This window comes from Parabacteroides acidifaciens, assembly GCF_003363715.1.
Lineage (GTDB): Bacteria > Bacteroidota > Bacteroidia > Bacteroidales > Tannerellaceae > Parabacteroides > Parabacteroides acidifaciens.
The window spans coordinates 17,160-31,890 of the sequence record NZ_QREV01000007.1 but is presented as its reverse complement, the minus strand read 5'-3'; the positions used below and the strand labels follow the sequence as shown (position 1 = coordinate 31,890).

12 protein-coding genes and 3 pseudogenes are annotated in these 14,731 nt (G+C 45.3%); 10 read left to right on the top strand and 5 right to left on the bottom strand.

The annotated features are described in order from the left end of the window. The 3 genes from DWU89_RS04655 to DWU89_RS04645 form a co-directional block, all read right to left on the bottom strand. Complete coding sequence (locus tag DWU89_RS04655; RefSeq protein WP_115498512.1) at positions 1–786, bottom strand: head GIN domain-containing protein; 786 nt, start codon at positions 784–786, stop codon at positions 1–3. Between the two features lie 149 nt (positions 787–935). Further along, positions 936–1,769, bottom strand: a complete 834-nt coding sequence (locus DWU89_RS04650; RefSeq protein WP_115498511.1) for a head GIN domain-containing protein — start codon at positions 1,767–1,769, stop codon at positions 936–938. A gap of 23 nt (positions 1,770–1,792) precedes the next feature. Continuing rightward, a complete protein-coding gene (locus tag DWU89_RS04645) occupies positions 1,793–2,590 on the bottom strand; it encodes a head GIN domain-containing protein (protein ID WP_115498510.1) in 798 nt (265 codons plus the stop codon). Between the two features lie 383 nt (positions 2,591–2,973). Here DWU89_RS04645 and DWU89_RS04640 point away from each other — a divergent pair, with 383 nt between their 5' ends. The 5 genes from DWU89_RS04640 to DWU89_RS04615 all read left to right on the top strand — a co-directional run bounded on the left by DWU89_RS04640 (position 2,974) and on the right by DWU89_RS04615 (position 7,189). After that, positions 2,974–3,732, top strand: coding sequence for a LiaF transmembrane domain-containing protein (locus tag DWU89_RS04640; protein ID WP_115498509.1), 759 nt, complete (start codon positions 2,974–2,976; stop codon positions 3,730–3,732). A 3-nt stretch (positions 3,733–3,735) separates the two neighbouring features. Next, positions 3,736–4,521, top strand: a complete 786-nt coding sequence (locus DWU89_RS04635) for a LytR/AlgR family response regulator transcription factor (protein WP_115498508.1) — start codon at positions 3,736–3,738, stop codon at positions 4,519–4,521. A 279-nt stretch (positions 4,522–4,800) separates the two neighbouring features. After that, positions 4,801–5,973 (top strand): glycoside hydrolase family 172 protein, encoded by a 1,173-nt coding sequence (locus tag DWU89_RS04625; protein ID WP_115498507.1) that lies wholly within the window; start codon positions 4,801–4,803, stop codon positions 5,971–5,973. 72 nt (positions 5,974–6,045) lie between these two features. Beyond that, on the top strand, positions 6,046–6,828 hold the full coding sequence (locus DWU89_RS04620) for a HipA family kinase (RefSeq protein WP_115498506.1): 783 nt from the start codon (positions 6,046–6,048) through the stop codon (positions 6,826–6,828). Continuing rightward, positions 6,806–7,189, top strand: a complete 384-nt coding sequence (locus DWU89_RS04615; RefSeq protein WP_115498505.1) for a DUF3037 domain-containing protein — start codon at positions 6,806–6,808, stop codon at positions 7,187–7,189. Before DWU89_RS04620 ends, DWU89_RS04615 begins: the two co-directional genes overlap by 23 nt. 77 nt (positions 7,190–7,266) lie before the next feature. Here DWU89_RS04615 and DWU89_RS04610 read toward each other — a convergent pair whose 3' ends face one another. Next, entirely contained in the window at positions 7,267–8,463 is a 1,197-nt protein-coding gene (locus DWU89_RS04610; RefSeq protein ID WP_115498504.1) for an ATP-binding protein, read from the bottom strand. Positions 8,464–8,571: 108 nt separating this feature from the next. Next, positions 8,572–9,471 carry a helix-turn-helix domain-containing protein gene (locus DWU89_RS04605; protein ID WP_115498503.1) on the bottom strand — a complete coding sequence of 300 codons (900 nt, stop codon included), beginning with the start codon at positions 9,469–9,471 and terminating at the stop codon, positions 8,572–8,574. Positions 9,472–9,709: 238 nt separating this feature from the next. Here DWU89_RS04605 and DWU89_RS21005 point away from each other — a divergent pair. The 5 genes and pseudogenes from DWU89_RS21005 to DWU89_RS04590 form a co-directional block, all read left to right on the top strand. Next, a pseudogene (locus tag DWU89_RS21005) lies at positions 9,710–10,381 on the top strand (alpha/beta hydrolase); the annotation flags it as partial. Between the two features lie 369 nt (positions 10,382–10,750). Further along, a pseudogene (locus tag DWU89_RS20750) lies at positions 10,751–11,188 on the top strand (cupin domain-containing protein); the annotation flags it as partial. A 36-nt stretch (positions 11,189–11,224) separates the two neighbouring features. Further along, a pseudogene (locus DWU89_RS04595) lies at positions 11,225–12,262 on the top strand (alpha/beta hydrolase); the annotation flags it as partial. A gap of 27 nt (positions 12,263–12,289) precedes the next feature. Continuing rightward, on the top strand, positions 12,290–12,688 hold the full coding sequence (locus tag DWU89_RS21205; RefSeq protein WP_316250653.1) for a nuclear transport factor 2 family protein: 399 nt from the start codon (positions 12,290–12,292) through the stop codon (positions 12,686–12,688). 1,009 nt (positions 12,689–13,697) lie between these two features. After that, complete coding sequence (locus DWU89_RS04590; RefSeq protein WP_115498501.1) at positions 13,698–14,582, top strand: glycerophosphodiester phosphodiesterase family protein; 885 nt, start codon at positions 13,698–13,700, stop codon at positions 14,580–14,582. The last annotated feature ends 149 nt before the right edge of the window (positions 14,583–14,731 follow it).

The window sequence follows — 14,731 nt, the reverse complement described above, 5'->3', positions numbered from 1 at the left end:
CTATTTTTCTTCTTCTACCGTTCCTTTTCCTATCACTTTTTGCTGTACGGCTGTCGGGCCTTTATAACGGATGTTTCCTTTGCCGACAATCGTCGCTTTCAGGTTTTCGGTAGGATGAACCTGGGCGGAACCTTTACCGGTTATCTTACAGTTGACTTCGGGAACGGCAACGCCGAATGCCATGATCTCGCCGTCGGTCGTAATGCTGTAATCCGCTTCCCCGGCTTTTCCCGCTTTCAGGTTGATCGTGCCTGAACCGTTGATGCTGCATTCCAGTTTGTCGGCCTGCAAATTGTTGACAACCATGTTGGCGCTGCCCGATACGTTCAGGTCGAGTTTGCCTATTTCGACTTTTTCCTTCAGCTGGACAAGACAGTTGGAGTTTGCCTTGATCTTCAGTTCGTCACCGGTCAGCTTACTGTTAATCATGAAGTTCGCATTACCGGCGGCTTTTACTTCTTTCAGCCATTTGGAGTTGGTCTTGACGATGAACTTGGTGAAGTGGTCTACCTTGGCTCCTTTAAAGCTGACTGTCAGTTCGCGGTCTTTTATGTCGATGTTGACGTAAGGATGGAGGTTCTCGTCTACCGTCACTTCGAGGTAAGGGGTTGCATCCGACTGTTCGTAGTTGAAGTCGATCACTCCGTCTATCTTAATTGCATTATAATCGCCTACGGTTATTTTCTTGGTCGAGAGTTTTCCGTTTCCTTTTACATGGTCTGCTGCCTGGACGGAGAAAAATATTCCCAGCAGGAAAGCAATCGCTAATAGTCCTTTTGTTTTCATGTACATCTTCTTTATATTATATTTTTAGACGCATCTGTCGCGCCCTGGTTACAAATGTAGGAGGAATTTTGTAAAAGTACGCATAAAAACACCTGTAATTGTCAGTTCAGTTACTGATAATTACAGGTGTTTTGCATAATATATTCAGTCTATTTTATACGTTTGATATCTCCGGATCCAGTACTGCGGATATCGGCTCTGGGATATCCTTTATATTGGATATCGCCGCTTCCGGAGGTAGAAGCATCCAACGTTTCGGTTGCGTGCGCTTCAATGTCTCCACTGCCGCTCACCTTGCATTTCAGGTCTTTGACGACAAATCCGTATGCACTGATATCTCCGCTGCCCGTTACTTTATATACGCCGCTTTCCGCTTTCCCTTTTAGGTCCAGGTCGCCTGAGCCGGATATCGATGCTTCGATGTTCCGGCATGTCAGGTTGTTTGCTTTCATATCGCCGGACCCGCTGACTTTTATCTCGTATGTGTTTGCAATGCGTACCGGTTTGTTCAGGTAGATGTCCCCGGACCCGGATATATTCATTTTCAGGTCATCGCCGGTAAAATTATTTTGGAGTATAAAATCGACACATCCGCTTATTTTAACTTCTTCCAGCTTGGCCGAACTGCTGTTGATGATAAGTTTTGTCGGAAAGAGTCTGTCTTTGTTATTGGTCCGGATACTCAAACATCCATTAGATACATTGATCTCCAGTTGCGAAAGCAGATTCTCGTCAATCGTGATTTGCAGGGATGATTTTCCTGCGTTCTGCATGTAGTTAAAGGCTGGACCCCTGTTTTCACCTTTTGAAGAAAAGAAGTTATTTCCGTCCGTATTGATATTCCCGCCGATATGCAGTTCGGTGTAGTCGGATATTTGGATATCTTTGGTAATGACAGTACCGTTGCCTTTTATATCTTTAGCATATCCGGCTGTTACACATAAAAAGAACAGAGTTGCTAATGTGATTAATTTTGTTTTCATCGCTTTCTTCGTATTATGATTGATTAATTTTTCTTGATAGAGCCTCCGCCGACAACGCTTTTGCTGAGTTTGGGGTCGCCTTCGTAGCGGATATGTCCGCCCCCGGCTATGCTGGCATCCAATTGTTCGGATGCAAAGACTTCGATATTACCACCGCCGGCAACGCTGCATTCCGCTTTTCTGACCGTGCAGCCGAAAGCGCTGATGTCTCCGCCTCCGGCAACGCTCATGCTGCCCCGTTCGGCTTCTCCTTTGAGTGTGATGTTACCGCTGCCTGCAACACTGCAATCCAGATTGTCCACTTTCAAATTCTTTGCATTCAGATCGCCTGATCCGGCAACACTGAATTCCACTTTACGTGCTTCCAGCGATTTGTCGAAGTTTACCGTGCTGCTTCCGGCAATGCTTACCTCTATTTTATCGACTTTGAGGAGGCTTGTCACAGTGAATTCTCCGCTTCCGACAGCGCTTATATCTTTCAGACTCCGTGAGTTTGTTTTTATTTCGCAAACAGTCGGTTGGAGGTTCAGGCTACGCGAAAATCCACTGCTTTTGGGCTGGATGATCAGTGTCTTGCCCTTTACCTTGATTTCAAGATTGGACAGGATGTTTTCGTCTACTGTTATTTTCAGGTAGGGCGAAGCGTTTGACTGTTCGTATTCGATATCCATTCTTCCGACATACGAGATTTCGTCGTAATCGGATATGGATATTTCTTTCGTCGTAATGTTCCCGTCACCTTTTATCGTATTCTTCTGGGCAAACCCGTTTGTAGCCATCAGCAGGATACTGGCGATAAAGTAAAATACTCTTGTTTTCATGTCTTATGCTTTTTTGTTTGTTTTCTTTTAAAGACGAACGGGGTGGGACGACGGTTGCATATATTCTTTATTATTTCTCAAATTAAATTTTCTTATATGCTGTACAACACAAATTAGCATTTTAACTATTGACAAATTCGGAAAAGCCCGTATCTTTGCATCGTGGTTTTTTCATAATAGTATTAGATTTAAGGTTAACAAAGTTGGTTAGGGGTTGTCGTGAGACAGCCTTTAATTGTTTATAGGGGTTTCTGCCGGTGCAGGAGCCTTTTTTTATCGGGAATACTCCGGTATTCATCGGGATTTACCCGTTACCGGCCGTGTTTCTATTGCGTAAGTGACTCGCTGACCGTAGTTTTGCAGCAAATTAAAATGATATGAGTATGGAAACAAATCAACAGGGAAATTTTTACAGAGGTGGCTTCCCTCACCACAAGAGACTGAATACACTTGCAACTGCTGCTGTATTTATTATAGTCGGCTTGCTCTATCTCGGAAGGAATTTCGGGCTGATCGATTCTTATCTTTTCGATATTTTAGTGTCGTGGCAGATGTTGCTGGTTGTGGTTGGTGTCGTGAACCTGATTAAGCGGCATTTTATAGGTGGTTTTGTTACGATCGCTATCGGTGTTTATTTTTTGTTACCCGAAATAACCAGTATGGGGAGGGAGTGGGACAACGCATTTTGGCCGATCTTTCTCATTGCAACAGGACTCATGATTCTTTTTAAGCCGCGACATCATGCCTCCCGTCGCCGTTGGGACGGAAGGACGGAATATGCCAAAGAGGTTTACAGCTCGCAAGACGGGTATGTGGTTTCGGATAATACGTTTGGTTCCGTCCGGCAGATTGTGTTGGACCCGGTCTTTAGAGGGGCGCGGATTAAAAATACATTCGGCGGGACTATCCTGGACCTGCGCCGGACACGGCTGGAAGCTGCACAGACTGCAATAGACGTGGACTGCACCTTTGGCGGAGTCGAAATTTATTTGCCCTCGGACTGGAACTTGCAAACGCAGATCGATGCTCTTATCGGCGGGTGTGACGATAAGCGATACAACACATCTATAGAAATAGACAGGGAACACGTACTCTTAGTAAGAGGAAGAGTCTCTTTCGGAGGTATCGAGTTTAAAAGTTGATTTATGCAGACGCATCCATTTATAGAATCGGTCGTTAACCGCATAATGGGGATTACCCTGGCGGTAGTGGCATGGATGGTTTATGCATGGCTCCTGTTTTGCTATGGGCAGGAGGGGTTGTGGAATGCCTGCTTAGATGGCCTGGTTTCCGTCGGATTGTTGGCTGTGGCGGGTTTCCTGTATGGATATGTCGACGGAACTATCCATGCCTTGCAGATACGGGTTGCACTGGCAGTGTTGGTTCAGGCAATCAGCTTGGCCGGGGCATTCGAACTGCAAGTGCTACTGGAACAGGGAACCACTGATGATTTTGTCCACACGATACCCCTTCGCCTGGTTTTCGGTATCTTATGCTGGATCGTCCTGCTGCAATGGTACCGGATGAACCGGACCGATGATCAGGAGTTTGAAGAGGCTTCTGAAATAGAAACGGTAGAACCTGTACAGGCCGAAGAGGCTTTCCTGGACCGGGTTTCCGTGAAAGACGGTTCCCGCATCCATATCATTCATCTGAATGAACTGTTATACCTGCAGGCCGGAGGCGATTATGTCACGCTCTTTACCCCGGATGGGCAATTCGTGAAAGAGCAGACGATGAAATATTTTGAGACACACCTTCCTCCTACGGTATTTGTGCGGATTCATCGTTCCTGTATCGTCAATACCGAACAGATTCTGCGGGTGGAACTGTTCGGAAAAGAAAATTACCAGGTCCGGCTTAAAAACGGCGTTTGCCTGCGGGCAAGCAATGGCGGTTATAAGCTCCTGAAAGAACGTCTTTCCCTCTGATTTGGTGTCGTAAAAGTGTTAATTTTAGCAGAATTTGACGCCTTTGTATTAAGTTTTGAGCTTTGTAACACTTTTTGTCGAAAAGAGGCTTTGAGCTTAACAAATATTGTCTGCAAAAGGCTTGACAAAAGGGCTTGACGCCTGTATCTTTGCATTGTGGTTTTTTCATAATAGTATTAGATTTAAGGTTAACAAAGTTGGTTAGGGGTTGTCGTGAGACAGCCTTTAATTGTTTATGGGGGTCTGTAAATGAATATTCTCAATAAAAATCTAATGTGTATGAAAAAAGGAACTGTTCTGAAAGGTGTTCTTCTGATGCTGAGCCTCACGCTATTCTCTTCGGCAGGCTTTGCACAATCATTTAATGGTTTGGGTAGCGATATGGGCAATTTGTTCCGGCTTTCGGATGCAAAGACGCGCTCTATCAGTCCGGAAAACAGAACCGGCGAAAAGGGAAAAGGCGGGATGGCCGATCCGAAAGATAAAGACATTCTCAATGTCGCAAATGCCGCCCATGCCGCCCGCGATTTGGGGCAGGGATGGAAAGTCAATCCGTATATCCGTATCCAGTCGGGCGAAACTGCCGTGCTTGCCGATATAGAAGGACCGGGTGCTATTCAGCATATCTGGATGACTCCTACCGGAAACTGGCGTTTCTCTATCCTCCGTATTTATTGGGATGATGAAAAAGAGCCTTCTGTCGAGTGTCCTGTGGGCGATTTCTTCGGAATGGGCTGGGGCGTGTATGCTCCGCTTTCTTCGCTGGCGGTTTGTGTGAATCCCGGAAGTGCCTTTAACTGCTACTGGACTATGCCTTTCCGCCGGAAATGCAAGATTACGATGGAGAATATCAATAAAGAGGAACCGATGACCTTATATTACCAGGTAGACTATACCTTGACGGAGGTTCCGGCGGATGCCGGCTATTTCCATGCCCAATGGCGCCGTTCCAACCCGAATATGACTTCCGACTATACGATTGTCGACGGCATCAAGGGAAAAGGACAATACGTCGGTGTCTATATGGCCTGGGGCGTTAACAACAACGGTTGGTGGGGCGAAGGCGAAATCAAATTCTTTATGGATGGAGATACCAAATACCCGACGATTTGCGGAACAGGGACGGAAGACTATTTCTGCGGTTCCTATAACTTCGACAGGGAAGGGCAGTATAAGGAATTTTGTACGCCGTATGCCGGTCTGCATCAGGTGATTCGCCCGGACGGGACATATAAGTCACAGGAACGCTTCGGGCTCTACCGCTGGCATATTACAGACCCGGTCCGTTTCGATAAAGATTTACGGGTGACGATCCAGGATTTGGGTTGGCGTCTCGGCGGCCGGTATCTGCCTCAGAAATCGGATATTTCGTCTGTCGTTTTCTGGTACCAGTCCGAACCACACAATAAATTCCCTACACTCCCGGCCTGGGAAGAGTTGGAAGTAAATTAGAATTGAATCTTTTTGGCGTTTCGTTTGTTTAAAAAGAACTTGTATCTTTATCTCCGAAATAAATGGAATGCGATGGAATTACGAACAGCAAATGTAACCCGGTATATCATGCCCCTTCGGGAAGGCGGCTCGTTGCCGGCACTGGCGGAAGCGGACGATGAGTTCAAATATGTCGTGAAGTTTCGCGGTGCCGGTCACGGGACGAAAGCGCTGATTGCCGAACTGATAGGCGGCGAGGTGGCCCGTGCGCTTGGTTTCCGCGTGCCCGAACTGGTTTTCCTGAACCTGGACGAGGCATTCGGCCGTACGGAAGGGGACGAGGAGATACAGGATTTGCTGCAAGGCAGTCGCGGACTGAACTTAGGGCTGCATTTCTTGTCGGGCGCTTTGACGTTTGATCCGGTGGTGACAAAGGTCGGTGCGGAACAGGCTTCCCGTATTGTCTGGCTGGATGCGTTCCTGACCAATGTGGACCGTACGTTCCGTAATACTAATATGCTGATGTGGCACAAAGAACTGTGGTTGATCGATCACGGCGCTTCCCTCTATTTCCATTATTCGTGGGTGAACTGGAAGAAACATGCCGTTAGCCCTTTCGTGCAGATAAAAGACCATGTCCTGTTGCCCGAAGCCTCCCGGCTGGAAGAGGCGGATGCCGACATGAAACGCTTGCTGACGGATGAGAAGATACGTGAGATCGTCGCCCTGATCCCGGATGACTGGTTGCATTGGAGCGATAGCCCCGGCAGTCCGGATGAGATAAGAGAAGTCTATTATCAGTTCTTATGTGAAAGACTGGCCCATTCCGAAACATTTGTAAAAGAAGCGCAGGATGCAAGGAAAACACTTATATGAATATGCCGTGATCCGACTGGTTCCCCGGGTGGAACGGGAGGAGTTTTTCAATGTCGGAATCATTCTGTTCTCGAAGCGGGCGAAATATATCAAAGCGCTTTATAAGGTGGACGAGGACAAGCTGAACCTCTTTTCCTCCGAGTTGGACCGTGAAGCATTGTTCGCCAACCTCCATGTTTTCGATCGAATCTGTTCCGGAGCCAACGACGGCGGCCCGATCGCCTCCCTCGACATCCCGGAACGTTTCCGCTGGCTGACAGCCGTTCGGAGCGCCTCCATCCAAACCTCCCGCCCGCATCCGGGTTTCTCCGACGATCTGGACCAGACGTTGGAGACATTGTTCAGGGAGTTGGTTTTGTAAGGATTGCGCCGTATGCACTAATGGACAAATTTAAAATGCAACTTTAAATTTGTCCATTAGTGCCATAATATATACATTTACAGTGTTTTATTATCATATAAACTAAAGTCCCGATAATTATAAAGTCCGTTTATCAAGTCCCTATTGTCTGTTTCTCCATCATAGATAACAGCTGTCCGCTTCACCTGATCACCCAATAAATCCTTGAAGAACTTCAACTGTTTGTAATAATCGCCATTATAACTCTTCCCGGATTTTATCTCGTATGCTTCGAGGTCTAAAGCCTTCATCCGGATTACATCTATTTCCCTTTGTGTCTTATCACGGTAAAAATACAGATGTTCTTCTTTCCCTTTATTGAGCCCTTCTTTCATCATCTCGTTAACGACCATGTTTTCGAACAGCTCTCCCCGCAAAGGGTGTGTTTTTAATTGTTCTTCATTCTCTATACCCAGTAGGAAAGTAGCCAGGCCGGTATCATAAAAATAAAGCTTCGGGGTTTTAGTAAGCCTTTTGCCTATATTGGCATGATAAGGTGATAGCAGGTAAACGGTATAGGATGCGGCCAGGACACTAAGCCAGTTGTTGATTGTCGGCACACTCACGCCGACAGCCACTGACAGGGCCGATGCGTTGAATTCTGTCCCTATCCTTCCGGCACACAGCCGCATGAATGTTTGAAAAGGCATCAGATCCTTTATGTTGATTATGCTCCGTACGTCCCGCTCGATATAGGTTGTGAAATAATTCCGATAGATTATCTCACGTGCAGTTTCGTTCTTCCACACGGCGGGATAGCCGCCATTTAAGATTAGTCGATCTGTATCTGTTTTTTTTCCGGCCTGCTGTAATTCCTTTTGTGACAGTGGCAGCAAAGTAAGGACGGCAGTACGTCCAGCCATCGACTGAGTAACTTTTTCCAATAGCGCAAAGTTGCTACTCCCCGTCACAATAAATTTTCGGTCCATCTTTCCTTGATAGATATCTTCATCGACATTGACTTGGATGTAGGAGAAGATTTCCGGATAATGGTGTGCTTCATCTATGATGGCACCATTAGGATGATTGGCAAAAAAACTTTGTGGATCTTCTTTAATTCTGTTCAGTGTGTCGATCTCTTCGAGATTTACATACGGCAGATCTGGGTACAGTTCACGGCAGATTGTCGTCTTTCCTGATTGCCGGGGGCCAGTCAGGGTTATAACCGGAAAGAAGTCAAAACAGCGCTTTATCTCTTCTGACAAGGATCTGTATATTAGTTCTTTACTCTGCATTTGGACAAATTTAAAGTGTAAGTTTAAAATTGTCCAAAGATACTCTTTTTTTTAGTATCTCAAATACTATTCATACGGTTTCCTTCGCTCGCTTTTTCAAGAATTTTCTCATCCGGCTTGCAGCCGGTATTCATTAGGAGTAGTGCCGACTACCTTTTTAAATATTCTACTCAAATGATGCGGGTATTTAAAACCGAGTTCGTAAGCGATTTCACTGATCGTTTTATTGCTTTCGACTAATAACTCTTTCACTTTCTCCATTACAGTCAACTGAATGTATTCCTGTGCGGACTTTCCGGTTTCTTTTTTTATCAAGTCTCCAAAGTAGTTTGGCGAAAGGTGCATTTGTTCGGCACAATACCCGACAGACGGCAATCCGATCGTTTGAGGCTTTTCCGAAGCATAATAGGAATTTAATATCTGTTCAAAATTACCGAGTAAATCCCGGTTGACAATTTCACGGGTAACAAACTGGCGTTCATAAAAACGGACACAGTGATTGAGCAGCGTTTCTATGTTTGAGGCTATAATTTGTTTTGTATGTTTGTCGATCGCGTGTTCCAATTCTTCTTTGATCTCATTAAAACAATTGAGGATGATATGGCGTTCGCGTTCGGACATATGCAAGGCTTCGTTAGATTCGTATGAGAAAAATGTATAATCTTTCATCCTGGGGGCAAGGGGAGTTCCGTATAGCAAATCCGGGTGGAACATCAGCGCGATCCCTTTAGGATTAACCGTTTCTCCTCCGTCATCTATGCCTGCCACCTGCCCTGGGGAGATGAAGATCAATGTGCCGTCCTGATAATCGTATTTATTACGGCCATATTGTAATGTCCCACATGTAAGTTCTTTATAAATCACACAGTAGAATCCGAAGTTTTTCCGGCAATGTTTGATTGACTTCAGTTTGGAAAAGTCTGTTATGCTGACAAGGGGATGCAAAGTTTCCGCACCCAACAGCAAGTTATATTCCTGAATAGTCTCTAACTTTATAATACTTCCCATGACCCGTATTGTTTACTTTGTTACAAAAGTAATGATTTTGTATGGTAAATAATTAACGCATATCATAGAATCAGTAATTAAGGTTAGCGAATCAGTGATTTGTGTTTGCCGGTTGATAAATAGCCTTGTACGATCAGTGAATAGTGTTATCATATCCGTAATCTGTCTATTGTCCTGCTTTGTCACTCCCTTTAAATTTGCATTATTGAAATCAACATCAAAATAAAAAGGATCGGTTATGAAGAAATGTTTAATCCTCAAATTAGTTTTTATAATGACACTAAGTCAAAGTCTTGCTGTTTTACCGGCACAGAACAATCCTTTCGGATTGGTTTATGAAAATGCGCTCAAAGAAAATATCGAAGGCCGGGTGAATATCCATCCTGTTACTTACCGGTTGCATGACATAGAGATTGCAGCCAATGTGTATGTGCCTGCCGGTTATGATCCTGCAAACAAATATGCGGCAATAGTTGTGGCACATCCGAACGGGGGAGTGAAAGAACAGGTTGCCGGGCTTTATGCACAGCGGCTGGCGGAGAAAGGATATATTACTTTAGTGGCGGATGCCTCTTATCAGGGAGCGAGCGGAGGTGAGCCGCGTAATGTGGACAAACCGGCCAATCGTATTGAAGACATTCACGGCATGGTCGATTATATGAGCCATTATCCGGGTGTCGATGCGAAACGGATCGGTATTCTCGGCATATGCGGCGGTGGCGGATATACCTTGGGCGCTGCCCAATCGGATAAACGTTTGAAAGCTGTAGCGACTTTGAGTATGTTTAATTCCGGTAAAGTCAGGCGGGACGGATTTATGGGCTCCCAGGTTTCAACCATTCAGGAAAGGTTGAAACAAGCCACAGATGCCCGTGCGCGGGAAATGGCAGGCGGGGAAGTGCAATATACGGGAGATTCCAAACTGACAGACGAACAGATCGCAAAACTGCCGTTCGATTTGTATCGCGAAGGGTTTATCTATTATGGCAAAACCCATGCTCATTCCAATTCCACTTTCAGATATACGGTCAGCAGCCTGCTCGATCTGATGACGTGGGATGCTACCTCTAATATCGATTTGATCGGTCAGCCGTTACTTATGCTGGCAGGTAGCAAGGCCGATACCTACTATATGACTGAGGAGGCTTTCCATAGAGCAACCGGAACAGCGGACAAAGAATTGTTCCTTATTTCCGGTGCGACTCATATTCAGACTTACTATGTCCCTGAATACGTAGACCAGGCAGTAAATAAACTGGTGGAATTTTTTGCTAAAAGATTGCTCTATGCGGAGCATACGGTAGGAACTTTTGAACAGCCGTTTCCACTGGGCGAGAAATTGCTTGAAAACAAAAACTTTACCGGACAAGCTTATCTTGCCTCGATCAGTATGGACAAAGGGCTGAATGTTCCGATGGCGAATGTGACATTTGAGCCGGGTTGCCGAAACAGTTGGCATAGTCATTCCGGCGGACAAATACTGATAGCAACGGCCGGTATCGGTTATTATCAGGAAAAGGGGCGGCCTGCTCGTAGATTATTTCCGGGTGATGTGGTTGAGATAGCATCGGATGTCGAACATTGGCATGGCGCAGCTCCCGACAGTTGGTTTGCCCATATTGCTATCAGGTGTAATCCGCAGAATAATGAGGTCAAATGGCTTGATCCGGTGAAAGACAGTGACTATTTCGCGGCAGCCAGACAGAGTGTATCTATTAAGTAATCTGATTGAAAAATAAAATATAGCTGAAATATGAAAAAGTGTATTGAAACAATATTGCTATCGGTCACTGTCGCGATGGTATCAGCTCAGGAACCTGTTGTGATAGAGAAACAAGGCCATTTCTCTGTGGCAGGAAAAACGATTCAACGTGAAGGTGAATATGACAACTCCAAGTTTGTCGGATGGGCAACGCAAGAAGAGAAGGGGCAAAGCTACCGGGCAGACCATGCTTTTGTCCACTACCAGATACCCGTGCAGCCCAAAAAGCTTCCGCTTGTCTTTATTCATGGCTATGGCGGCTCCGGTGTTTGCTGGGAGATGACTCCTGATGGACGGGACGGATTCTCCACTTTGATGCTGCGCAAGCATTACAGCACTTATGTGATGGATCTTCCCGGGCGTGGTCATGCCGGAAGAACTTCTGCGACAACGACGGTAAAACCGGTTGCCGACGAGATGTTCTGGTTCGATATATGGCGTATAGGCGTATGGCCCGATTATAACAAGGGCGTACAGTTTCCTACGGATTCCGTATCCTTGTCACAATTCTTCCGTGAAATGACACCAGACCTGAGTGACCACCGGCAAGATGTGACAGCGATCGATGCATTGACGGAACGAATAGGTAAAAACATCCTGGTAACACATTCGGCAGGAGGCTTTCCCGGTTGGATGGCCGCCATGCAAAATCAGAAGGTTAAGGGCGTTGTTGCGTATGAGCCGGGCGGATATGTATTCCCGGAAGGTGAGGTTCCTGCCCCGATTGAAGGACTCACCGGTGGAGTACAGGGAATACCTGTACCCCTGGAGCAGTTTATGAAACTGACTCAAATCCCTATAGTCATGTATTTTGGAGACTATATTCCTGAAACACCCTCGGAAAAACTGGGTGATGAGAACTGGCGTGTACGTCTTCAGATGGGACGTAAATTTGTAGAAGCTATCAACCGGCATGGGGGGAATGCCACTTTGGTGGAGTTGCCTAAGATCGGGATTTATGGTAATACCCATTTTTTGATGCAAGACCTGAACAATACTCAGCTTGCCGATTTGTTAGAACAGTGGCTTGATGTTTCGGTGGGGCAGACTCAGACCATGGCGAAAGCCTTTTCTTCTACTGAACAGGAGCTGATTGATATTTCGAATGCTAAATGGCAATGGATGTCCGAAAAGAATGTGGATAAACTGGAATCATTATTCCATGAGAATGCCATGTTTGTCCACATGGGCGGATCTTGGGGGAAAGAAGCTGAATTGGAAACTATTAAAGGTGGTTTTATCCATTATAAACATGCCGATATCCATGATGTTTCGGTGAAATTTACTGCTAATATTGGCATTGTTTACAGTAACATTCATCTAACCTCCATGGTGGCAGGCAATGAAGTGACTTTTCCTTTCATGGTAACGGAAGTTTTTGTGAAAGAAAATGGGAATTGGCAACTTGGCAGTCTGGTTTTTACACGGCTTTTGGAAAGAACTGAGAATCAGTAAATATTTAATTCTCCTATATCTGATTTTCGGAGGCTTATTGTATAAAACGTATTTTTCCGACTCGGACGGCCGCCGAAACTAAACAAATGTTAATCCACTTTTCAGACGTCAAAAATGCCCTTTTTCTCCTTTTTCGGGAGTTTTTCGCCATTGCGACCGTCCTCTTTGCCATTGCGACCGTCTTAATCTTCGCGAGGTGCCGAGTGCATCACCCATGAGGACGGTCGTAATGGCGATGACGACCGTCTTCTTTTGAAAAACGACCGTCTTCACTGCAAAAAAGCCCCTAAATTTCCTTGGGATATTTGGAACGCCGTCCGTTTTATTTTCAAATATTCGATTCTCCGGGAGTTAAGGTTTATCACTTTGCCAGCGTTTATGCTTTCCTGCAATCAAATTGAACGTTTTTCGGGATGGACTCGGCAGCCCGTTCCGTCCGGTGTCAGCCGGAAAGGTTAAAAACGAGAAAAGAGACACTTCAAAATGGTTCAAGATTTTGGTCGAAATAGAAAAATGGGGAAAAAGGGGGTTATTGTAATTTCTCGATACAAAAATGTATGTATTGTCATCTGCGTACCATGGTCCGCAATAAGGAATGGTGCGTAGAATTGTGACGAGCAGATCAGGCAGATATTTTTGGAAGGAAAGAGTGTTTGAATTGTTAAATTTAGCAGAATTTGCACGTATTCTGTATAGTTTTAAAGTGTCTAACACTTTTTGGCAAAATACTTGTTGCGGCTTAACATATATTGTCCGTAAAAGGCTTGACAAACGGGCTTTACAGGCGTATCTTTGCAATGTGGTTTTTTCATAATAGTATTAGATTTAAGGTTAACAAAGTTGGTTAGGGGTTGTCGGGATGACAATCCTTAATTTTTTTATATACCTCCCACATTCGCTTCCAATCAAATATTCATGTTTTTGTAGTACTTTTTGTGGTAGGAGACTGCCAGAAAAGTCTTACTTTTAAGCCCTGTATCGAGATTGAATATCAATAAATATAAAGATCATGAAAGCTATACCTTTGATTCTTGCACTTTTCATCGGGCTTTTCCTGCCTGTCGGGAATCTGTCGGCTCAGAATCCTCATTATATTCCGGTAAAGGACAGCCGGGATCTGCATGCTTATTTCCGGTATGCGCCGGATCGGCCGATTGTGATCAGCGGGCATCGTGGCGGGATGCTGGATGGTTATCCGGAGAACTGTATCGAGTCTTTTGAGAAGACTTTGTCTTATATGGAGTCTTTCTTTGAGATAGACCCGCGTTTGACGAAGGACGGGGTGATCGTCCTGATGCACGACGAAACCATTGACCGGACAACGACCGGAAAGGGGAAAGTGTCGGATTATACCTATGCGGAATTGCAGCAGTTCAATCTGGTGGACCGGAATGGGAATGTGACCGCTTTCAAGATTCCTACCTTGAAAGAATGTATTGAATGGAGCAAGGGCAAAACAATCCTGAACCTGGATATCAAAGATGTCCCGTTGGATATAATGGCTGATTTTATCGAGAAAGAGAATCCGGTGAATGTCATGTACACGGTTCATAATGCCGAACAGGCCCGTTACTACCTGGACCGGGAGCCTGAAGCGATGTTCTCTTGCTGGTGCAAGAATATGGAGGAGTTCGGAAAATACGAAAAAGCAGGCATTCCCTGGAAACAGGTAATGGCGTATGTCGGCCCGAAGATGAAGCCGGAAGAACAGGCGTTGTATAATGCCTTGCATCGTAACGGTGTGATGTGCATGATTTCAGTTGCTCCGACGCATGACCGGGGGAAGACGGAGGCGGAAAAGATTGCCGGTTATAAAACGGAGATCGGGACGCATCCGGATGTGATCGAAACGGATTATCCGTACCTGTTTCAAGGGTTAGATTTAACAAAATAGAGTGGTTTTGAAGACTCTTTAGGGGCGTTTAGAATCTTTTTGCTATTTACAGACCTTGATTTAACAAGTATTAGCGGTAAAATGCTTGACAAATGGTCAAAACAGGTGTATCTTTGCAATGTGGTTTTTTCATAATAGTATTAGATTTA